Annotated in this window: 15 protein-coding genes; 12 read left to right on the top strand and 3 right to left on the bottom strand. The window is 69.1% G+C overall.

Annotated elements, in window-relative coordinates; translation table 11 throughout:
* Nucleotides 1–96: 96 nt before the first annotated feature.
* The 4 genes from I6I07_RS20900 to I6I07_RS20885 all read left to right on the top strand — a co-directional run bounded on the left by I6I07_RS20900 (nt 97) and on the right by I6I07_RS20885 (nt 3218).
* Complete coding sequence (locus tag I6I07_RS20900; RefSeq protein WP_198483540.1) at nt 97–708, top strand: DUF2239 family protein; 612 nt, start codon at nt 97–99, stop codon at nt 706–708.
* 136 nt (nt 709–844) lie between these two features.
* Complete coding sequence (locus I6I07_RS20895) at nt 845–1234, top strand: DCC1-like thiol-disulfide oxidoreductase family protein (protein WP_198483539.1); 390 nt, start codon at nt 845–847, stop codon at nt 1232–1234.
* Nucleotides 1235–1326: 92 nt separating this feature from the next.
* Entirely contained in the window at nt 1327–2628 is a 1302-nt protein-coding gene (locus tag I6I07_RS20890) for a YcxB family protein (protein WP_198483538.1), read from the top strand.
* Complete coding sequence (locus I6I07_RS20885; RefSeq protein WP_198483537.1) at nt 2625–3218, top strand: hypothetical protein; 594 nt, start codon at nt 2625–2627, stop codon at nt 3216–3218. Before I6I07_RS20890 ends, I6I07_RS20885 begins: the two co-directional genes overlap by 4 nt.
* Nucleotides 3219–3306: 88 nt before the next feature.
* Here the strand turns inward: I6I07_RS20885 and I6I07_RS20880 are convergent, their stop codons facing one another.
* Nucleotides 3307–4197, bottom strand: a complete 891-nt coding sequence (locus I6I07_RS20880) for a LysR family transcriptional regulator (RefSeq protein WP_198483536.1) — start codon at nt 4195–4197, stop codon at nt 3307–3309.
* Between the two features lie 171 nt (nt 4198–4368).
* On the opposite strand from I6I07_RS20880, the gene I6I07_RS20875 reads away from it, so the two are divergent.
* Nucleotides 4369–5364 (top strand): tripartite tricarboxylate transporter substrate binding protein, encoded by a 996-nt coding sequence (locus I6I07_RS20875; protein ID WP_198483535.1) that lies wholly within the window; start codon nt 4369–4371, stop codon nt 5362–5364.
* Nucleotides 5365–5464: 100 nt separating this feature from the next.
* Complete coding sequence (locus I6I07_RS20870) at nt 5465–6430, top strand: 2-hydroxyacid dehydrogenase (RefSeq protein WP_198483534.1); 966 nt, start codon at nt 5465–5467, stop codon at nt 6428–6430.
* Between the two features lie 264 nt (nt 6431–6694).
* Here I6I07_RS20870 and I6I07_RS20865 read toward each other — a convergent pair whose 3' ends face one another.
* Entirely contained in the window at nt 6695–6934 is a 240-nt protein-coding gene (locus I6I07_RS20865; RefSeq protein WP_198483533.1) for a hypothetical protein, read from the bottom strand.
* A 61-nt stretch (nt 6935–6995) separates the two neighbouring features.
* Here I6I07_RS20865 and I6I07_RS20860 point away from each other — a divergent pair, with 61 nt between their 5' ends.
* Both I6I07_RS20860 and I6I07_RS20855 read left to right on the top strand, forming a co-directional pair.
* Nucleotides 6996–7409, top strand: coding sequence for a GNAT family N-acetyltransferase (locus I6I07_RS20860; protein ID WP_198483532.1), 414 nt, complete (start codon nt 6996–6998; stop codon nt 7407–7409).
* Nucleotides 7406–7615, top strand: coding sequence for a DUF7661 family protein (locus tag I6I07_RS20855; protein ID WP_061070865.1), 210 nt, complete (start codon nt 7406–7408; stop codon nt 7613–7615). The genes I6I07_RS20860 and I6I07_RS20855 overlap by 4 nt, the downstream gene beginning before the upstream one ends.
* Before the next feature lie 81 nt (nt 7616–7696).
* Here the strand turns inward: I6I07_RS20855 and I6I07_RS20850 are convergent, their stop codons facing one another.
* Complete coding sequence (locus tag I6I07_RS20850; protein WP_198483531.1) at nt 7697–8626, bottom strand: LysR family transcriptional regulator; 930 nt, start codon at nt 8624–8626, stop codon at nt 7697–7699.
* 123 nt (nt 8627–8749) lie between these two features.
* On the opposite strand from I6I07_RS20850, the gene I6I07_RS20845 reads away from it, so the two are divergent.
* From I6I07_RS20845 to I6I07_RS20830, 4 genes are all read left to right on the top strand, one after another.
* Entirely contained in the window at nt 8750–10138 is a 1389-nt protein-coding gene (locus I6I07_RS20845; RefSeq protein ID WP_198483530.1) for a D-serine ammonia-lyase, read from the top strand.
* Entirely contained in the window at nt 10135–11121 is a 987-nt protein-coding gene (locus tag I6I07_RS20840; RefSeq protein WP_198483529.1) for a Bug family tripartite tricarboxylate transporter substrate binding protein, read from the top strand. The genes I6I07_RS20845 and I6I07_RS20840 overlap by 4 nt, the downstream gene beginning before the upstream one ends.
* A gap of 11 nt (nt 11122–11132) precedes the next feature.
* Complete coding sequence (locus I6I07_RS20835; protein WP_198483528.1) at nt 11133–12656, top strand: amidase; 1524 nt, start codon at nt 11133–11135, stop codon at nt 12654–12656.
* Nucleotides 12657–13156: 500 nt separating this feature from the next.
* A complete protein-coding gene (locus I6I07_RS20830; RefSeq protein WP_198483527.1) occupies nt 13157–14182 on the top strand; it encodes a MerR family transcriptional regulator in 1026 nt (341 codons plus the stop codon).
* Nucleotides 14183–14377 lie beyond the last annotated feature (195 nt).

Raw genomic sequence — 14377 nt, 5'->3', positions numbered from 1 at the left:
CATTATTTTTACCCGGATTATATTGACAAGCGATCGGGCGATCGCTCACAATGCCGACCATCAAATTCATCCGGGCGAATATCCTTCGCATCCCTCATGACGCAGACTGCCCTTCCCTCCACCCACACCGCGTTCGACGGCCACCGCCTGCTGACGCGCGGCGGCCTCGCCGACGTGGCGCTGTCGGTCAAGCAGGCCCAGGCCGCGCGCGGCGACGCCGCCATCCTGGTGTTCGACGACCAGAGCGGCAAGCAGGTCGACCTGGACCTGCGCGGCGGCGACGCCGATATCCGCAAGCGCTATCAGGCGCCGGCGGCCACTGCCGCGCCGGCTGACGACGCCGACACCGCCGAGGCCGCCCCGCGCGGCCGCGGCCGGCCCAAGCTGGGCGTGGTGCCGCGCGAAGTGACGTTGCTGCCGCGCCATTGGGACTGGCTGGCGACGCAGCCCGGCGGCGCGTCGGTGGCGCTGCGCAAGCTGGTGGAGCAGGCGCGCCGCGACAACGAGGCGCGCGACCAGCAGCGCCAGCGGCAGGAAGCCGCGTACCACTTCATGTCGAGCATGGGCGGCAACCTGCCCGGGTTTGAAGAGGCCACGCGGGCGCTGTACGCGGACGATCGCGCGGGCTTTGCGCGCCAGGTCGCCGAGTGGCCGCGCGACGTGCGCGACTACGCCATGGCATTGGCGTGGGCGAATGAAGCGGCTTGAGCGGCGAAGCCTCCAGCGGCTGCGCTTCGCGTACACGTCAGTAGCGCAAGCGTTGCGGGCGATCACCGGTCCATGACAGCAAATCGCCGCTCTCTCCGGTGCGCAGGCGGCGCCGGTCACTGGTAAGCTGTGGGTCATGAATATGGATACCGCGCCCCGCAATTTCCTGCTCTACGACGGCGATTGCCCGTTCTGCACCAACTACGTGCGGATGGTGCAATTGCGCAAGGCGGTCGGCCCCGTCGAAATGCTCGACATGCGCCAGCACCCCGAACTGGTGGCGCATTTCCGCGAGCGCGGCTATGACCTGAACGACGGCATGCTGCTGCGGCTGGACGGGCACATCTACTGGGGCGCCGATTGCATCAACCGGCTGGCGCTGATCAGCTCCGACAGCGACCTGTTCAACCAGATCAATGCCGCCATCTTCCGCCGCCCCTGCCTGTCGGCGGCGCTGTATCCCTTCATGAGCCGCGGCCGCGCGCTGACGCTGGCGCTACTGGGCAAGAAGAAGATGCCGGCCTGACAGCGGCGCGCCCTCCGTTGCCCGCACCACGCATCGCCACGCCACGCCACGGAGCAATGCTAAATTGCGGGTCACCCCCTGACGGAGACCTCATGGCCGAGCCAAGCACCGCTGCCGACGGCACGCTGACGCCGCGCGTCGCGCATCCGAACGAGGCGCCCGGCGCGACACCCGCCGGCGGCTTCTCGCTGACCGCGCCGATCGCGCTGCAGGACCGCATCGCGGCCTCGCTGTTCAGCTACGCGGACATGTTCGGGGCCGCCCGGCGGCGCGCGCTGCACATCCTGGCCTGGGTGGTGCTGGCGCTGCTGGTGATGCTGGGGTTCTCCGCCTGGCGGGACAGCGGCGAGCAAGGGGTCGGCCCTTTTCTCTCGCGCTTCTTTCACGACCTGTTCGGCCTGGATGGCTTGCCCATCCTGATCCTGGCCATCCCGGTGCTGATCTACTACTTTCGCCATCCGGCGATCGTGCGCGGGCGCCTGGCGCGCTGGTGCCGCGACGAAGGGCTCGACCAGACGATCCACCCCGTCTATCACTTCGAGCCTGGCGGGCTTGTCGTCACCCTGCCGGGGCGCAAGACGGCCATGGCGTGCTCGCGCATCCAGGGGATTGCCGAGACGCCCGCGCACCTGTTCATCCAGCTGCACAATATCGAGGACGTGTACGCCCTGCCCCGACAGGCGCTGTCCGGCGAGCAGGTGGCGCGCATCAAGGCGTGGGCCGCTTCCTGCCACGTCGGCGCGCCGGACGCGACGCGGCACCCGCCGCAAGCAGCGGCGCCCGAGACCGCGCCGCCGCTGCTGACGACGCGTTTCCTGCTGAACCAGGACGACCGCGCCGCCGCGATCTCGTGGCAGATCGAACGCCCCGGCATGCAGCGCCGCCGCCGGCGCGGCTTCCTGCTGGCCTTCGCGCTGACCGCCCTGCTGGTGCCCCTGATATTCGTGCTGCTGTGGCTGCTGGATTCCGAGCGGGTGCCGCTGCGCTATGCCTTGCCGCTCTTTGGCGAGATGTTCACGGACAGTTTCTGGAAGATCACGCTGGGGTTCTGGGCCTTCCTGGCCGCCGTCATCCTGCTGCATCCCTGGTCCCGGCGCCGCCACGCGTACCGGCTGGCCGGACAAATGCACCGGCGCATGCCGGCCGAGGAACACGAGGCGCGGCTCTATGACGACCGGCTCGAAGTCTGGCAGGACGGTTGGTGCAACAACTTCGCGACGGCCGACTTCGACCGGATCGAGCGGCAAGGCGAGCACCTGATCCTGCTGCGGCGGGAGGGCGAACCGCTGATCCTGCCGCTACGCGCGCTGGACGCGGATCAATTGGCGTTGTTCGAACGCATCCTCACGCGCGGCGCGGGCGGGAATCATCAGCAGACAGGGGCCACGCCATGAACGGGCCGGTGTTGATCCGCCTGGCGGCGCTGTGCGGGGGGCTGGCGCTTGGCGCGCTGGCGCCGGCCGCATCGGCCGAGACCCTCGACCTGCCGCACGGGCTGTCGGTGCGACTGCCCGAGGGCTGGGCGCTGGACGGCTCGCCGCAAGGCGAGGTGTCGCGCAGCGGCATGCGGCGCGTGCAGCTGGTCTGCGAAAGCGAGGCCTGCGAACAGACGCAGGAGACCTGCACCTTGCTGATGCAAGCCAAGCCGCTCGAAGGCGACGACGATGACGCCCGGTTGCAGGCGCTCTATGCCTCGCCGCTCAAGCGCTATTTCCGCCTGCGCGCGGTGCTGCGCGCGACCGGTCCCGACGCCGATATCCGCCAGCCGCTGGAGCGGGTGCGCATCGGCGATCGCGACTGGTATCGCGTCGAGACCGATGTGCGGCCCCCATACCGGTCGGGCGTGTTCGCCGAGACGGTGGTCGATGGCCTGTACGTCGGCGCGATCTGCAAGTCCTGCGAGACCGGCGAGCAGCGCCATCTGGACGGGCTGCGGATCATCGAAAGCCTGAAGTCAACAGCGAACGCCGCCGCGGCGCGCTGAACCGCGGCAACGGCGGGCGCGGCCCTTCCCCGCACGGAACGGCGGCAACGCCCCGAGGCCGCGCTCCGCGGCTATCGACTCCCCCTCTTCAGGCCGCCGCGGGCAGCACCTCGGCCACCTGCCGCAAGAACGCGTCCAACGCCGGGTTGTCATGCTGCGCGTGCCAGGCCAGAAACATGTCCGCGTACAGATCGCGCTGACCCAGCGAACGGAATTCCACGCCCTCCAGGCGCAGCTCGCGCGCCGAATCGGGCACGATGCCCACGCCCAGGCCCACCCGCACCAGCGCCAGCAAGGTATGCGTCTGGCTGGCGCGCTGCACGTAGTCGGGCTGCACGTCGGCCAGCCCGAACGCGCCGACGATGCGGTCGTAGAAATACTTGCCCTCGCGCGGCGAATACAACACGAACGGCTGGCCTTGCAGCAGCCGCAGCGGCACCACTTCGTGCGCGCACAACGGCGACCCGGCGGGCAGCGCCAGCACCAGCGGTTCGCGCTCGATCAGGCGCGACTCGATGCCGGCCTGCTGCGGCACGCTGCGCGCCAGGATCGCGTCCAGCTCGCGCCCCAGCAGCAGGCGCGACAGGTCGGTGCTGACGGTTTCGCGCAACTGGATCTCCACGCCCGGCAGGCGCTTGCGGGCCCGCACGATGAGCGACGGCATCAGCCGGTACGACGCCACCGCCGTGAAGCCCAGGGTGATGTGGCCCGCGTCGCCGCCGGAGGTGCGCCGCGCGGTGGCGGCGGCGCGCGCTGAATACTCCAGCAGGTGGCGCGCGTCGCGCAGGAAGCGGCGGCCGGCCGCGCTCAGCTCCACCTGGCGGCTGCTGCGCTCGAACAGCGTCACGCCCAGGTCCTGCTCCAGCAGCTGGATCTGGCGCGACAGCGGCGGCTGCGTCATGCAGAGCCGCGCGGCGGCGCGGCCAAAGTGCAGTTCCTCGGCCACGGCGATGAAGCATTCGAGCTGGCGGAATTCCATCGATCCAATCCTTGAATTGATCAATGCTATTTATAGCTCGAACAGTCATCCATCGGCTGGCATTCCTATACTCGGCCGCAACGCCAGGCGCCTGACCGGCCGGGCCAGAAGGAGTGTCATCGCAGCAGTGTTTTCCCCGCGGCCCGAGCCGCTCACTACAAAGAGAAAGCCATGGAGACAAGCCCCACCCACCGCCCGCGCCGCCGGCTCATCGCCGCCACGCTGGCCCTGGCCACGTGTGCCATCCTGCCCGCCGCCGCGCGGGCCGCGCCGTATCCGGAACGCCCGATCAACCTGATCGTGCCGTTCGCCCCCGGCGGCGGCACCGACATATCGGCGCGCCTGCTGGCGGCCGCGCTGGGCGACAAGCTGGCCGCCTCGGTGGTGGTGGACAACCGGCCCGGCGCCGGCGGCCAGATCGCCGCCGACCTGGTGGCGCGCGCCAACGCCGACGGCTACACGCTGCTGTTCGCCAATTCCGGCATGCTGGCCATCAATCCCTGGATCTACAAGCTGCACTCCGACCCGGCCAAGGCCTTCGCGCCGGTGTCGCTGTTCTCGGACCTGCCGTTCGTGCTGGTGGTGCCCGCCAGCCTGCCCGCCAAGGACGTGCCGGAGCTGGTGGCGCTGGCGCGCGCGCAGCCCGGCAAGCACACCTACGCCAGTTCGGGCACCGGCGGCGCGCCGCACCTGTCGGGCGAGATCTTCCAGCAGGCCACCGGGGTCGACCTGATGCACGTGCCCTACAAGGGCGGCGGCCCCGCCATGACCGACCTGATGGCGGGCCGCGTGGACATGCTGTTCGCGTCGGTGCTGGAGACCATTCCCTACGTCAATTCCGGCAAGCTGCGCGCCCTGGCCGTGACCGGCGCGACGCGCTCGCCCGCCCTGCCGAACGTGCCGACCATCGACGAGGCCGGCGTCAAGAACGCGCAGACCGGATCCTGGACCGCGGTGCTGGCGCCGGCGGGCACGCCGCAGGCGGTGATCGACAAGCTGTCGGCCGCGATCCGCGACATCGCCAATGATCCGACGATGAAGGCCAAGCTCGAATCGCAGGGCGCGGTGGCGCATGGCTCCACGCCCAGGCAGCTGGAGACGCTGGCGGCCAGCGAGCGCGAGCGTTACGGGCAGATCATCAAGACACGCCATATCCAGGTGCAATGACGACCCGCGGCGCCGGTCGCGCACACTGGCGCCGTCCCCTCTTCCTCAACCGCGGTTCCGCCCTCCCCGGCCTCGCCGCCGCAAACGTAGCACCCAGCCCATGACCGTTTCCCAAGCTTCCCCCACCGCCGACCTGCTGATGGTCGGCCCCCTGCTGCCCGAGCTGACCGCCGAGCTGGAGTCGCGCTACCGCGTGCACCACTGGTGGCAAAGCCCCGACCAGGCCGCGCTGCTGCGCGAGCACGGCCCGGCCATCCGCGGCATCGCCACCAGCGGGCGCTTCGGCGCCACGCGCGACCTGATCGAGGCGCTGCCGGCGCTGGAGGGCATTTTCAGTTTCGGCGTCGGCTACGACACTATCGACCTGGCGGCGGCGCAAGCGCGCCAGGTCCAGGTCACCAACACGCCGGGCGTGCTGGACGCCTGCGTCGCGGACACGGCGCTGGCCTTGATGCTGGCGGCATCGCGCCGCATCGCCGAGGCCGACCGCTTCGTGCGCGCCGGCCGCTGGCCGCAGGAAGGCTTTGGCCTGGGCACCCGCATGAGCGGCAAGCGCTGCGGCATCGTCGGGCTGGGCAACATCGGGCTGCAGATCGCGCGGCGGGCCGAGGCGTTCGACATGCCCATCCTGTACACCAACCGCAAGCCGCGGCCGGACGCGCCGGCCCACTACCGCTATTGCCCGAGCGTCACGGCGCTGGCCGCGGAGTGCGATTTCCTGGTGCTGGCGCTGCCGGGCGGCGGCGCCACGCGGCATCTGATCAACGCCGAGGTGCTGAAGGCGCTGGGTCCGCAGGGATGGCTGATCAACATCGCGCGCGGCACGGTGGTGGACGAGGCCGCGCTGGTCCAGGCCCTGCAGGCCGGCCGCATCGCCGGCGCGGGCCTGGACGTGTTTGAACACGAGCCGGCCACGCCCGCCGCGCTCAACGCCATGGACAACGTGGTGATGCTGCCGCACATCGCCAGCGGCACGCACGAGACCCGCCGCGCCATGGCCGACCTGATGCTGGCCAACCTGGACGGCTGGTTCCGGGACGGCAAGACGGTGACGCGCGTGGTTTGAGATCGCCGGCCGCCGCGCGCCGACGCGGCGGCCGCGCGGCCGGTTCCTCTGGCGCGCACCGAATTGGGGCCACATTTGATGGAATCGGCCACCAAGCGTCCACTCCACGGACACTACATCTTGTAATTTATCTCATACGTGATAAATTTCTCACCGCACTGGCTCGTGCCGGCGAGCTGTTGTGCTTGTTGTTGTAAGTTTTTCCGGCCTTCGGGCCGGATTTTTTTTGTCCAGGATCTTCCCGCGCGCACCGCGACGGCGCCCTTACTGGTCGATCCGTATCGACAGTCCATCGCCTTCGGCCGTGATCGCGCGCACGCGAATCGTCCAGCCCGCATTGATGGCCTCTTCCTGGTCGTCGAACACCCCGTATTCCGTCACGGTCACCGCCCCGCGCAGCGTGCGGCCGTCGGCCGATGGCCCCTGCGCCTCGATCACCGGCAGATACCCGTCCTGCACCTGCACCGCGCCGCGCGTGATCTGAAATCCGTTCAATGCTTCCATAGCTGCTCCTCTCATTGGGGACGGGCCATGGTAGCCTGCCGCCAGACTTTCCGGAGGCATCATGTTGAGCGTCAGCAGAATAGAACCGTCCGCCTGGGCGCAGGCCTTTCCCCTGATCAGCCAGCTGCGCGCCGCCCTCGATGAGGCCGAGTTCCTGCAGCGGGTGCGGCGGCAATCGCATGGCGGCTACGAGCTGGTCGGGGCCTACCGCGACGGCCGGTTGATCGGGGTGATGGGCATGCGGCCGGTGCACACGCTGGCGCGCGGTCCGCATCTGCATGTGGACGATCTGGTAGTCGACGAGGCCGTGCGCGGCAGCGGCGCCGGCCGCGCGCTGATGGCCTACGCCGAGGCCGACGCGCGCGCCCGCGGCATGGGAGCGGTGTTCCTGGATGCCCGGCCCGACGCGATCCCCTTCTACGAGCGCGAGCAATACACGCGGCATCCGGCGCCGTCGATGAAGAAAACCCTATGAGATTCGACATCTACCGGCGCCTGCAACTGGACATCGTGCGCGAGGCCGGCCAATGGGCCGTCTACCAGTCCGTCGCGGGCAAGCGCGTGCGCGCCGACGAGATCGTCATCCCGGCCGATGTCACGGAGGAAGAATTGGCGGCGTACCTGGATGACCTGTATCACGAGATGGGGCGGCCGGGCGACATCGTCGCGCGGGTCGCCTAGCCGCGCCCCCCTGGCCACCTTGGCACCCAAGGGCCGCGCCTGGCTGGCCACGCGCCAGGCCCGCCCGTTCGCGACGGAGCGCTAGGACGCCGGCAGCGCGTCGCCGTCCGCTCGCAATTGGGCGCGCAAGCTGGCGATGAAGGCCTTGGCGGCCTCCGGCAGGACGCGCCCGGCCAGGGTCTGCACTTCGAAGTGGCGTTCGTTCATTTCGCGGTCGCGCAGCGGCACGGCCACCACCTGCCTGCCGCGCAGGCGATAGCGGATCGCCAGTTCGCCGCAGAACGCCACGCCGCCGCCCGCTCCCGCGAATGCCACCAGCGCGTCGACGCTGCGGCTGGAGAACACCGGCTCGCACTGCAACTGCTGGCGGCTGCAACTGATGTCGATCAGCTGCCGCAAGGTGGAATCGGCATCGGGCAAGGCCAGCGGATAGGCCATCAACTGCGCCAGCGACACCTCGGGCAGGCCGGCCAGCGGATGATCGGTCGCGACCACGGCGCGCACCGGCGCCGGCATGCGCAGCTCGACCCGCACGTCGCGGTGCGAGGTCAGGCTGAGCGTCACGCCGACGTCGGCCGCGCCGTCGCGCACGCGGGCCGGCACCTCGCGTTGCGAGCACACGTCCAGCGTGAAACGGATGCCCGCGTACTGCTGACGGAAATCCGCGATGGCTGCCGGCAGGAAGTCATGCACGAAGCCCTCGGTGCAGACCACCCGCACCAGCCCCTGGCGCAAGCCTCGCAGTCCCATGATTTCGCCGGCCACGCGGTCCACGTCCTGCTGCGAGCGCTTGGCGTGGGCGGCCAGCAGTTCACCGGCGGCGTTGAGCGCCATGCCGCGCGAGCGGCGCTCGAACAGCAAGGTGCCCAGCTCGCGTTCGAGCCGGGCAATCTGGCGGCTGACGGCCGACGGCGCCACGTCCAGCCGCTCCGCCGCGACGCTGACCGAGCCGCAGCGCGCCACTTCCAGGAAGTAGCGCACGGCCATTTCCTGCAGGATTTGCGGGTTCATCGGGTTTGCCCTTGGTTTGCGTAAAACGCAATGAACGATTCTATCAATTCATATTGCCGCAATGCATGAGCCCCGCCTAGGATGTGACCGTTCGATGACATCACCCCTTTGGCGCGCGCAGTCATGATCCCGTCCCACGCTTCGGTTTCCGCTTTTTCCTTGCAGGCGTTGCGCGCGGCGCGACCGGTGCTGTGGACCCGGCCCGACCACGCCGCGACCGGCGCCGGCGTCGGCTTCACCCTGGCCGACGTGCAGGCGGCGCATGACCGCTTCGCGCGCTTTGCGCCGCTGCTGGCGCAGTTGTTCCCGGAACTGGAGGCCGCCGCCGGCGTGATCGAATCGCCGCTGCGCGAAGCCCCCGCCATGCAACAGGCGCTGGGGCTGCCGGCGGCCTCGGGGCGCCTGTGGATCAAGGCCGACCACGCGCTGCCGGTGGCCGGCTCCATCAAGGCTCGCGGCGGCATTCACGAAGTGCTGGAGTTCACCGAGAAGCTGGCCCTGGCGCACGGCCTGGTCGCGCCCGGCGATGACTACCGCAAGCTTGGCACGCCCGCCGCGCGCGCCTGTTTCGCGCAATACCAGGTGGCCGTGGGCTCGACCGGCAACCTGGGCCTGTCGATCGGCGTGATCGCCTCGGCGCTGGGATTTCGCGCCGCCGTGCACATGTCGGCCGGCGCCAAGGAATGGAAGAAGGCGCGCCTGCGCGCCCGGGGCGTCGAGGTGGTGGAACACCCCGGCGACTATGAAAAAGCCGTGGCCGCCGGCCGCCGCCAGGTCCAGGCCGATGCGCACGGCTACTTCGTCGACGACGAGCGCTCGGCCTCGCTGTTCCTGGGCTACGCGGCGGCGGCGCTGCGACTGCGCGCGCAGATCGCGCAGGCCGGCATCGTGGTCGATGCCGAGCATCCGCTGTTCGTCTACCTGCCCTGCGGCGTGGGCGGCGCGCCGGGCGGCATCGCTTTCGGCCTGTCGCTGCTGTATGGCGCGCACGCGCACTGCTTCTTTGCCGAACCGGTGCAGTCGCCCTGCTTCCTGCTGCGCATGATGGCCGGCCATGGCCAACTGCCCGGCGTGCCGGCGCCGCCGTCGGTCTACGACATCGGCCTGACCAACCAGACCGAGGCCGACGGCCTGGCGGTGCCGCGCGCCTCCGAGCTGGCGTATGCCGCCGTCGGCCAGTCCCTGGCCGGCGTCTACACGGTGGCCGACGATACGCTCTACGGCGACCTGGCGCGGCTGCACGACAGCGAGGGCCTGCGCATCGAGCCGTCGGCGGCGGCCGGGTTCTCCGGACCGCGCCAGCTGCTGGGCAGCCTGGCCGGGCAGCAATGGCTGCGCCGGCGCGGCCTGCTGCCGCATCTGGCGCGCGCCACGCACCTGGCCTGGACCACCGGCGGGCTGTACGTGCCGGCCGAGGAGTACGACCGATTCCTGAGCCGCGGGCAACGACTCGCGGCCGCCCCCCAGGCGCCAACCGACGCGCCGTCCCTCCACCACTCTCGTCGAGCATGACCATGAAGACTGCCTTGATTGCCCTTGGTGTCACCCTTGCGGGCGCCCTCGCCGCGCCCGCCCCGGCCAGCGCCCAGGCCGGCTATCCGGCGCGCCCCATCACCCTGGTGGTGCCTTTTCCGCCGGGCGGCGCGACCGACGTGCTCGGCCGCGTCATCGCGCAGAAGCTCGGCCAGGAACTGGGCCAGACCGTGGTGGTGGAAAACCGCGCCGGCGCGGGCACCGCGATCGGCGCCGGCTACGTCGCCAAGGCCGCGCCCGACGGCTACACGCTGCTGGTCAGTTCCGGCACCACCTTCACCGTCAATCCGGCGATCCAGAGCAAGCTGCCGTACGACCCGGTCAAGAGCTTCGAGCCGCTCGGCATCGTCGGCCGCACCGGCCTGGCGCTGCTGGCCAACCCGCAGGTGCCGGTCAAGGACCTGAAGGAACTGGTGGCCTACGCCAAGGCGCGCGAGAAGGAACCGCCCGCCTACGGCTCGTTCGGCGCCGGCACCACCGCGCATTTCGTCGGCGAGGCCTTCCTGGCCGCCGCCGGCATCAAGATGATCCACGTGCCCTACAAGGGCAGCGCGCCGGCCATGACCGACCTGATCGGCGGCCAGATTCCGTTCTCGGTCGACACCGTGGCCGCCGCGCTGCCGCAGAGCAAGCTGGGCAAGGTGCGGGTGCTGGCGGTGTCGGCCCCGGCCCGCTCGGCCTTCCTGCCCGACGTGCCCACGTTTGCCGAACAGGGCTATCCGTCGGTGGCCATGGACACCTGGCTGATGTTCACCGCGCCGCGCGGCCTGCCGAAGGACGTCAAGACCCGGCTGGAAGCCGCCCTGCGCGCCACGGTCGACTCGCCCGACGTGCGCAAGAGCCTGGAGGCGCAAGGCTTCGAAGCGGCCTTCTCCACCGCCGCCGAAGGCGAAGCGCTGATCCAGAAGGAACTGCCGCAGATGCGCGACGTCGCGCAGCGCGCCAACATCAAGATCGATTGAAGGAAGCTCTCATGACCCTGGACGATTCCCTCGTCTCGTTATCCGCGGTGGAACTGCGGCGCCTGATCGGCGCGCGCCAACTGTCGCCGGTGGAACTGCTGGAGGCGTGCATCGCGCGCATCGAGGCGGTCAACCCCTACATCAACGCCGTCACCGCCACCGCCTTCGAGCGCGCCCGCATCGAGGCGCGCGCCGCCGAACAGGCGGTGATGGCGGGCGACGCGCTCGGCCTGCTGCACGGGCTGCCGCTGGGCGTCAAGGACCTGGAACCCACGGCCGGCCTGCTCACCACCTTCGGCTCGCCGATCTATCGCGACCACGTGCCGGCCGAGGACGTGACGCTGGTGGCGCGCCTGCGCCGCGCCGGCGCCATCGTGGCGGCCAAGACCAACGTGCCGGAAATGGGCGCCGGCGCCAACTCGCGCAACACGGTGTGGGGCGCCACCGGCAACCCGTTCAACCCGAATCTCAATGCCGGCGGCTCTTCCGGCGGCTCGGCCGCGGCGCTCGCCAGCGACCTGTTCCCGCTGTGCACCGGCTCGGACACCGGCGGTTCCCTGCGCATCCCCGCCGCCAAGTGTGGCGTGGTGGGTTTCCGGCCCTCGCCGGGCGTGGTGCCCAGCGTGCGCAAGCCGCTGGGCTGGACGCCGATCTCGGTGGTGGGCCCGATGGGCCGCACCGTGGCCGACGCCTGCCTGCAGATGGCCGCCAGCGCCGGGCCCGACGTCGGCGATCCGCTCAGCTATCCGCTCGATCCGCTGCAATTCCTGGCGCCCGGCGCGGCCGACCTGGGCCGGCTGCGCGTGGCCTATACCGAAGACTTCGGGCTGTGCGACGTGGACGACGGCATCCGCGCCACCTTCCGCGCCAAGATCGCCGCCATGCGCCATCTGTTCGCGGCCTGCGATCCCATCGAGATCGACTTCGGCGAGGCCCACCGCTGCTTCGACGTGCTGCGCGCCGAGGCCTTCGTGGCCGGCATGCGCGACGCCTACGAGAAAGACCCGGCCAGCCTCGGCCCCAACACCCGCGCCAATTTCGAGATGGGCGCGGCCATGAGCCTGAAGGATTGCGCCTGGGCGCAGGCCGAGCAGACCCGGCTGATCAAGCGCTTCCAGCGCGCCTTCGACGACTACGACCTGATCCTGTCGCCGACCACGCCGGTTTCGCCGTTCCCGTGGACGCAGCTGTATGCCGAGGCCATCAACGGCAAGCGCCAGGAGAACTATTACCGCTGGCTGGCGCTGACGTATGTGATCACGCTGACCACGCATCCGGCGCTGACGCTGCCTTGCGGGCGGGATCACAAAGGCATGCCGTTCGGCTTGCAGATCGTGGGCCGGTTCCGCGGGGATCGCGAGGTGCTGGCGGCGGCGCAGGGGATGGAGTCGGCGTTTGCGGGCAATGCGGAACTGCGGCGGCCTCGGCCGGACCTGGCGGGGCTGAAGGCGGCGGAGCCGGGGTTGACGTCGATCGTGACGGCGCCGCCGGGGCGGGCCCAAGGCGATTCAACGGCGACCGTGTCCGCGGTATAAGCATGGCGCGGATACAGACGCCGACGGCCTGATCGGCGAGCGGACTCGCCGGGGTGCAGGCATAATCCCGGCCGGACAACTTCCCAGGCCCCGCCGGCGACGTCGATAAAAAAAGCTGCACCTACAACGGCATCCCGCTGCGCGGCGCGGTCAAGATCGTCACCGCCTTTCCCGACATCAAGGTACAGGTGGTCAACGCCTTCGCCGACATTCGAGTGAAGCGCGTGGACGCGTTCGCCGACAGTTGCGGCGAGTGGAAGATCGTCGACGCGTTTCCGGGCACGGACTGACGCGCGTCCGATACCGGTCGTCCCCTTGCCATGCTTTCCCCATCAAAGTTGCCAGGATTGAACCGCCAGGCGAGGCGTAATGCTATTGCAATTTCCTATCCTGTGAGCAGACGGGCGTTGTGCCGGCAAACAACCCGATAATGTGTTGACTCGACCCTTGGGGCCGCCCTCAAGCTGGCTGCACCTAGTCAACACAAGGACGGTGAACCCATGAGTTCTTCTAATTCGTGGCTGAATGCTTCCGAAGCAGCCAGACGGCTTGGCGTATCGATCAAGGCCTTGCGGCTATACGAGCAGCATGGCTTGATGACCCCCGGGCGTACACCAGCGGGGTATAGAACCTATAGACCTGACGATATCGTCCGCGCGACCGAAATCGTGACGCTGCGCACGCTCGGACTCAGCCTGGCTCAAATCGCGCGCGTACTGGAGGGTGACGTCGAGAGCCTGAGCGCGGCGTTGTCGACACACGAAGCGGTGCTCGACAAAGATATCCAAGCGCTTCTTCACCAATTGGACAAGCTTCGAAGTATCCAGGCAAACCTGGCTCGTGGTCGGATGCCATCGGATGGAGAATTAACCGGCTTGCTCGATCGATCGACCGAAACCCGCGCGGCGTTTGCGCTCCCCTGGCCTTGGGGAGGGGAATGGTTCGAAGTTCGGGATGTGCGTCCCCTGAATTACATCATCGGCTCGTTAGGCAGCGGAAAGACCAGGCTGGCCCTTCGTCTCGCGCAGACCCTGGTAAATGCGGCCTTCGTTGGCCTGGATCGGCTCGACAATGGATGCGCCGCGGCGAAGGCCATGTTGGCAACGGATCCCGCTCTCGGATCGCGCATTGCCAAAGTCATGGCGTGGCTCGTCGACGAGGGCGCAAGAGAATCCGATGCGCTGACGGCTTTACTCGTTGCGCTGGAAACGGAAGGCCCCGCGGTGTTGGTGATCGACATGGTCGAACAGGGCCTCGACCAGCCATCTCAGGAAGCCTTGATGGCCCACCTTCGTCAACGCGCGAAGGCCGGAGGAAAGCCCCTCTTCCTGATGACGCGCTCGTCGGCGATCCTGGATCTTGCCGCCGTTGGACCAGACGAAGCCATTCTGCTTTGCCCTGCGAATCACAGTCCGCCAAGCCGCGTCGTGCCTTACCCCGGCGCGCCGGGCTACGAGGCCGTCGCGACGTGCCTGGCCTCGCCCGAAGTGCGCGAGCGGATATCGAGGCGCCCCCAACCGGCGTGATCGCGCGTCCGTCTCGTCGTGCTCGAAATCCCCCCAAGTCCCCCAGCCGGAGACGGGCGGCCCTAGGGAAATCCCGTAAGTCATTGAAATAACGCGAAGTAATGAAAGGGCATAAGGAAATCCCGATTAGGGAATTTGCTTATGCCCTTTAATTATTTGCCGAGCGCATACTCGATACGCAAGAATTCGTCCTTG

The organism is Achromobacter deleyi, from assembly GCF_016127315.1.
In the GTDB taxonomy this organism is placed as follows: domain Bacteria; phylum Pseudomonadota; class Gammaproteobacteria; order Burkholderiales; family Burkholderiaceae_B; genus Achromobacter; species Achromobacter insuavis_A.
This window is presented reverse-complemented; position numbering and strand designations above follow the sequence as displayed.

Coding starts and splice junctions, on each gene's coding strand:
- I6I07_RS20900 (WP_198483540.1), top strand. CDS start 97: ATGACGCAGACTGCCCTTCCCTCCACCCACACCGCGTTCGACGGCCAC.
- I6I07_RS20895 (WP_198483539.1), top strand. CDS start 845: ATGAATATGGATACCGCGCCCCGCAATTTCCTGCTCTACGACGGCGAT.
- I6I07_RS20890 (WP_198483538.1), top strand. CDS start 1,327: ATGGCCGAGCCAAGCACCGCTGCCGACGGCACGCTGACGCCGCGCGTC.
- I6I07_RS20885 (WP_198483537.1), top strand. CDS start 2,625: ATGAACGGGCCGGTGTTGATCCGCCTGGCGGCGCTGTGCGGGGGGCTG.
- I6I07_RS20880 (WP_198483536.1), bottom strand. CDS start 4,197: ATGGAATTCCGCCAGCTCGAATGCTTCATCGCCGTGGCCGAGGAACTG.
- I6I07_RS20875 (WP_198483535.1), top strand. CDS start 4,369: ATGGAGACAAGCCCCACCCACCGCCCGCGCCGCCGGCTCATCGCCGCC.
- I6I07_RS20870 (WP_198483534.1), top strand. CDS start 5,465: ATGACCGTTTCCCAAGCTTCCCCCACCGCCGACCTGCTGATGGTCGGC.
- I6I07_RS20865 (WP_198483533.1), bottom strand. CDS start 6,934: ATGGAAGCATTGAACGGATTTCAGATCACGCGCGGCGCGGTGCAGGTG.
- I6I07_RS20860 (WP_198483532.1), top strand. CDS start 6,996: ATGTTGAGCGTCAGCAGAATAGAACCGTCCGCCTGGGCGCAGGCCTTT.
- I6I07_RS20855 (WP_061070865.1), top strand. CDS start 7,406: ATGAGATTCGACATCTACCGGCGCCTGCAACTGGACATCGTGCGCGAG.
- I6I07_RS20850 (WP_198483531.1), bottom strand. CDS start 8,626: ATGAACCCGCAAATCCTGCAGGAAATGGCCGTGCGCTACTTCCTGGAA.
- I6I07_RS20845 (WP_198483530.1), top strand. CDS start 8,750: ATGATCCCGTCCCACGCTTCGGTTTCCGCTTTTTCCTTGCAGGCGTTG.
- I6I07_RS20840 (WP_198483529.1), top strand. CDS start 10,135: ATGACCATGAAGACTGCCTTGATTGCCCTTGGTGTCACCCTTGCGGGC.
- I6I07_RS20835 (WP_198483528.1), top strand. CDS start 11,133: ATGACCCTGGACGATTCCCTCGTCTCGTTATCCGCGGTGGAACTGCGG.
- I6I07_RS20830 (WP_198483527.1), top strand. CDS start 13,157: ATGAGTTCTTCTAATTCGTGGCTGAATGCTTCCGAAGCAGCCAGACGG.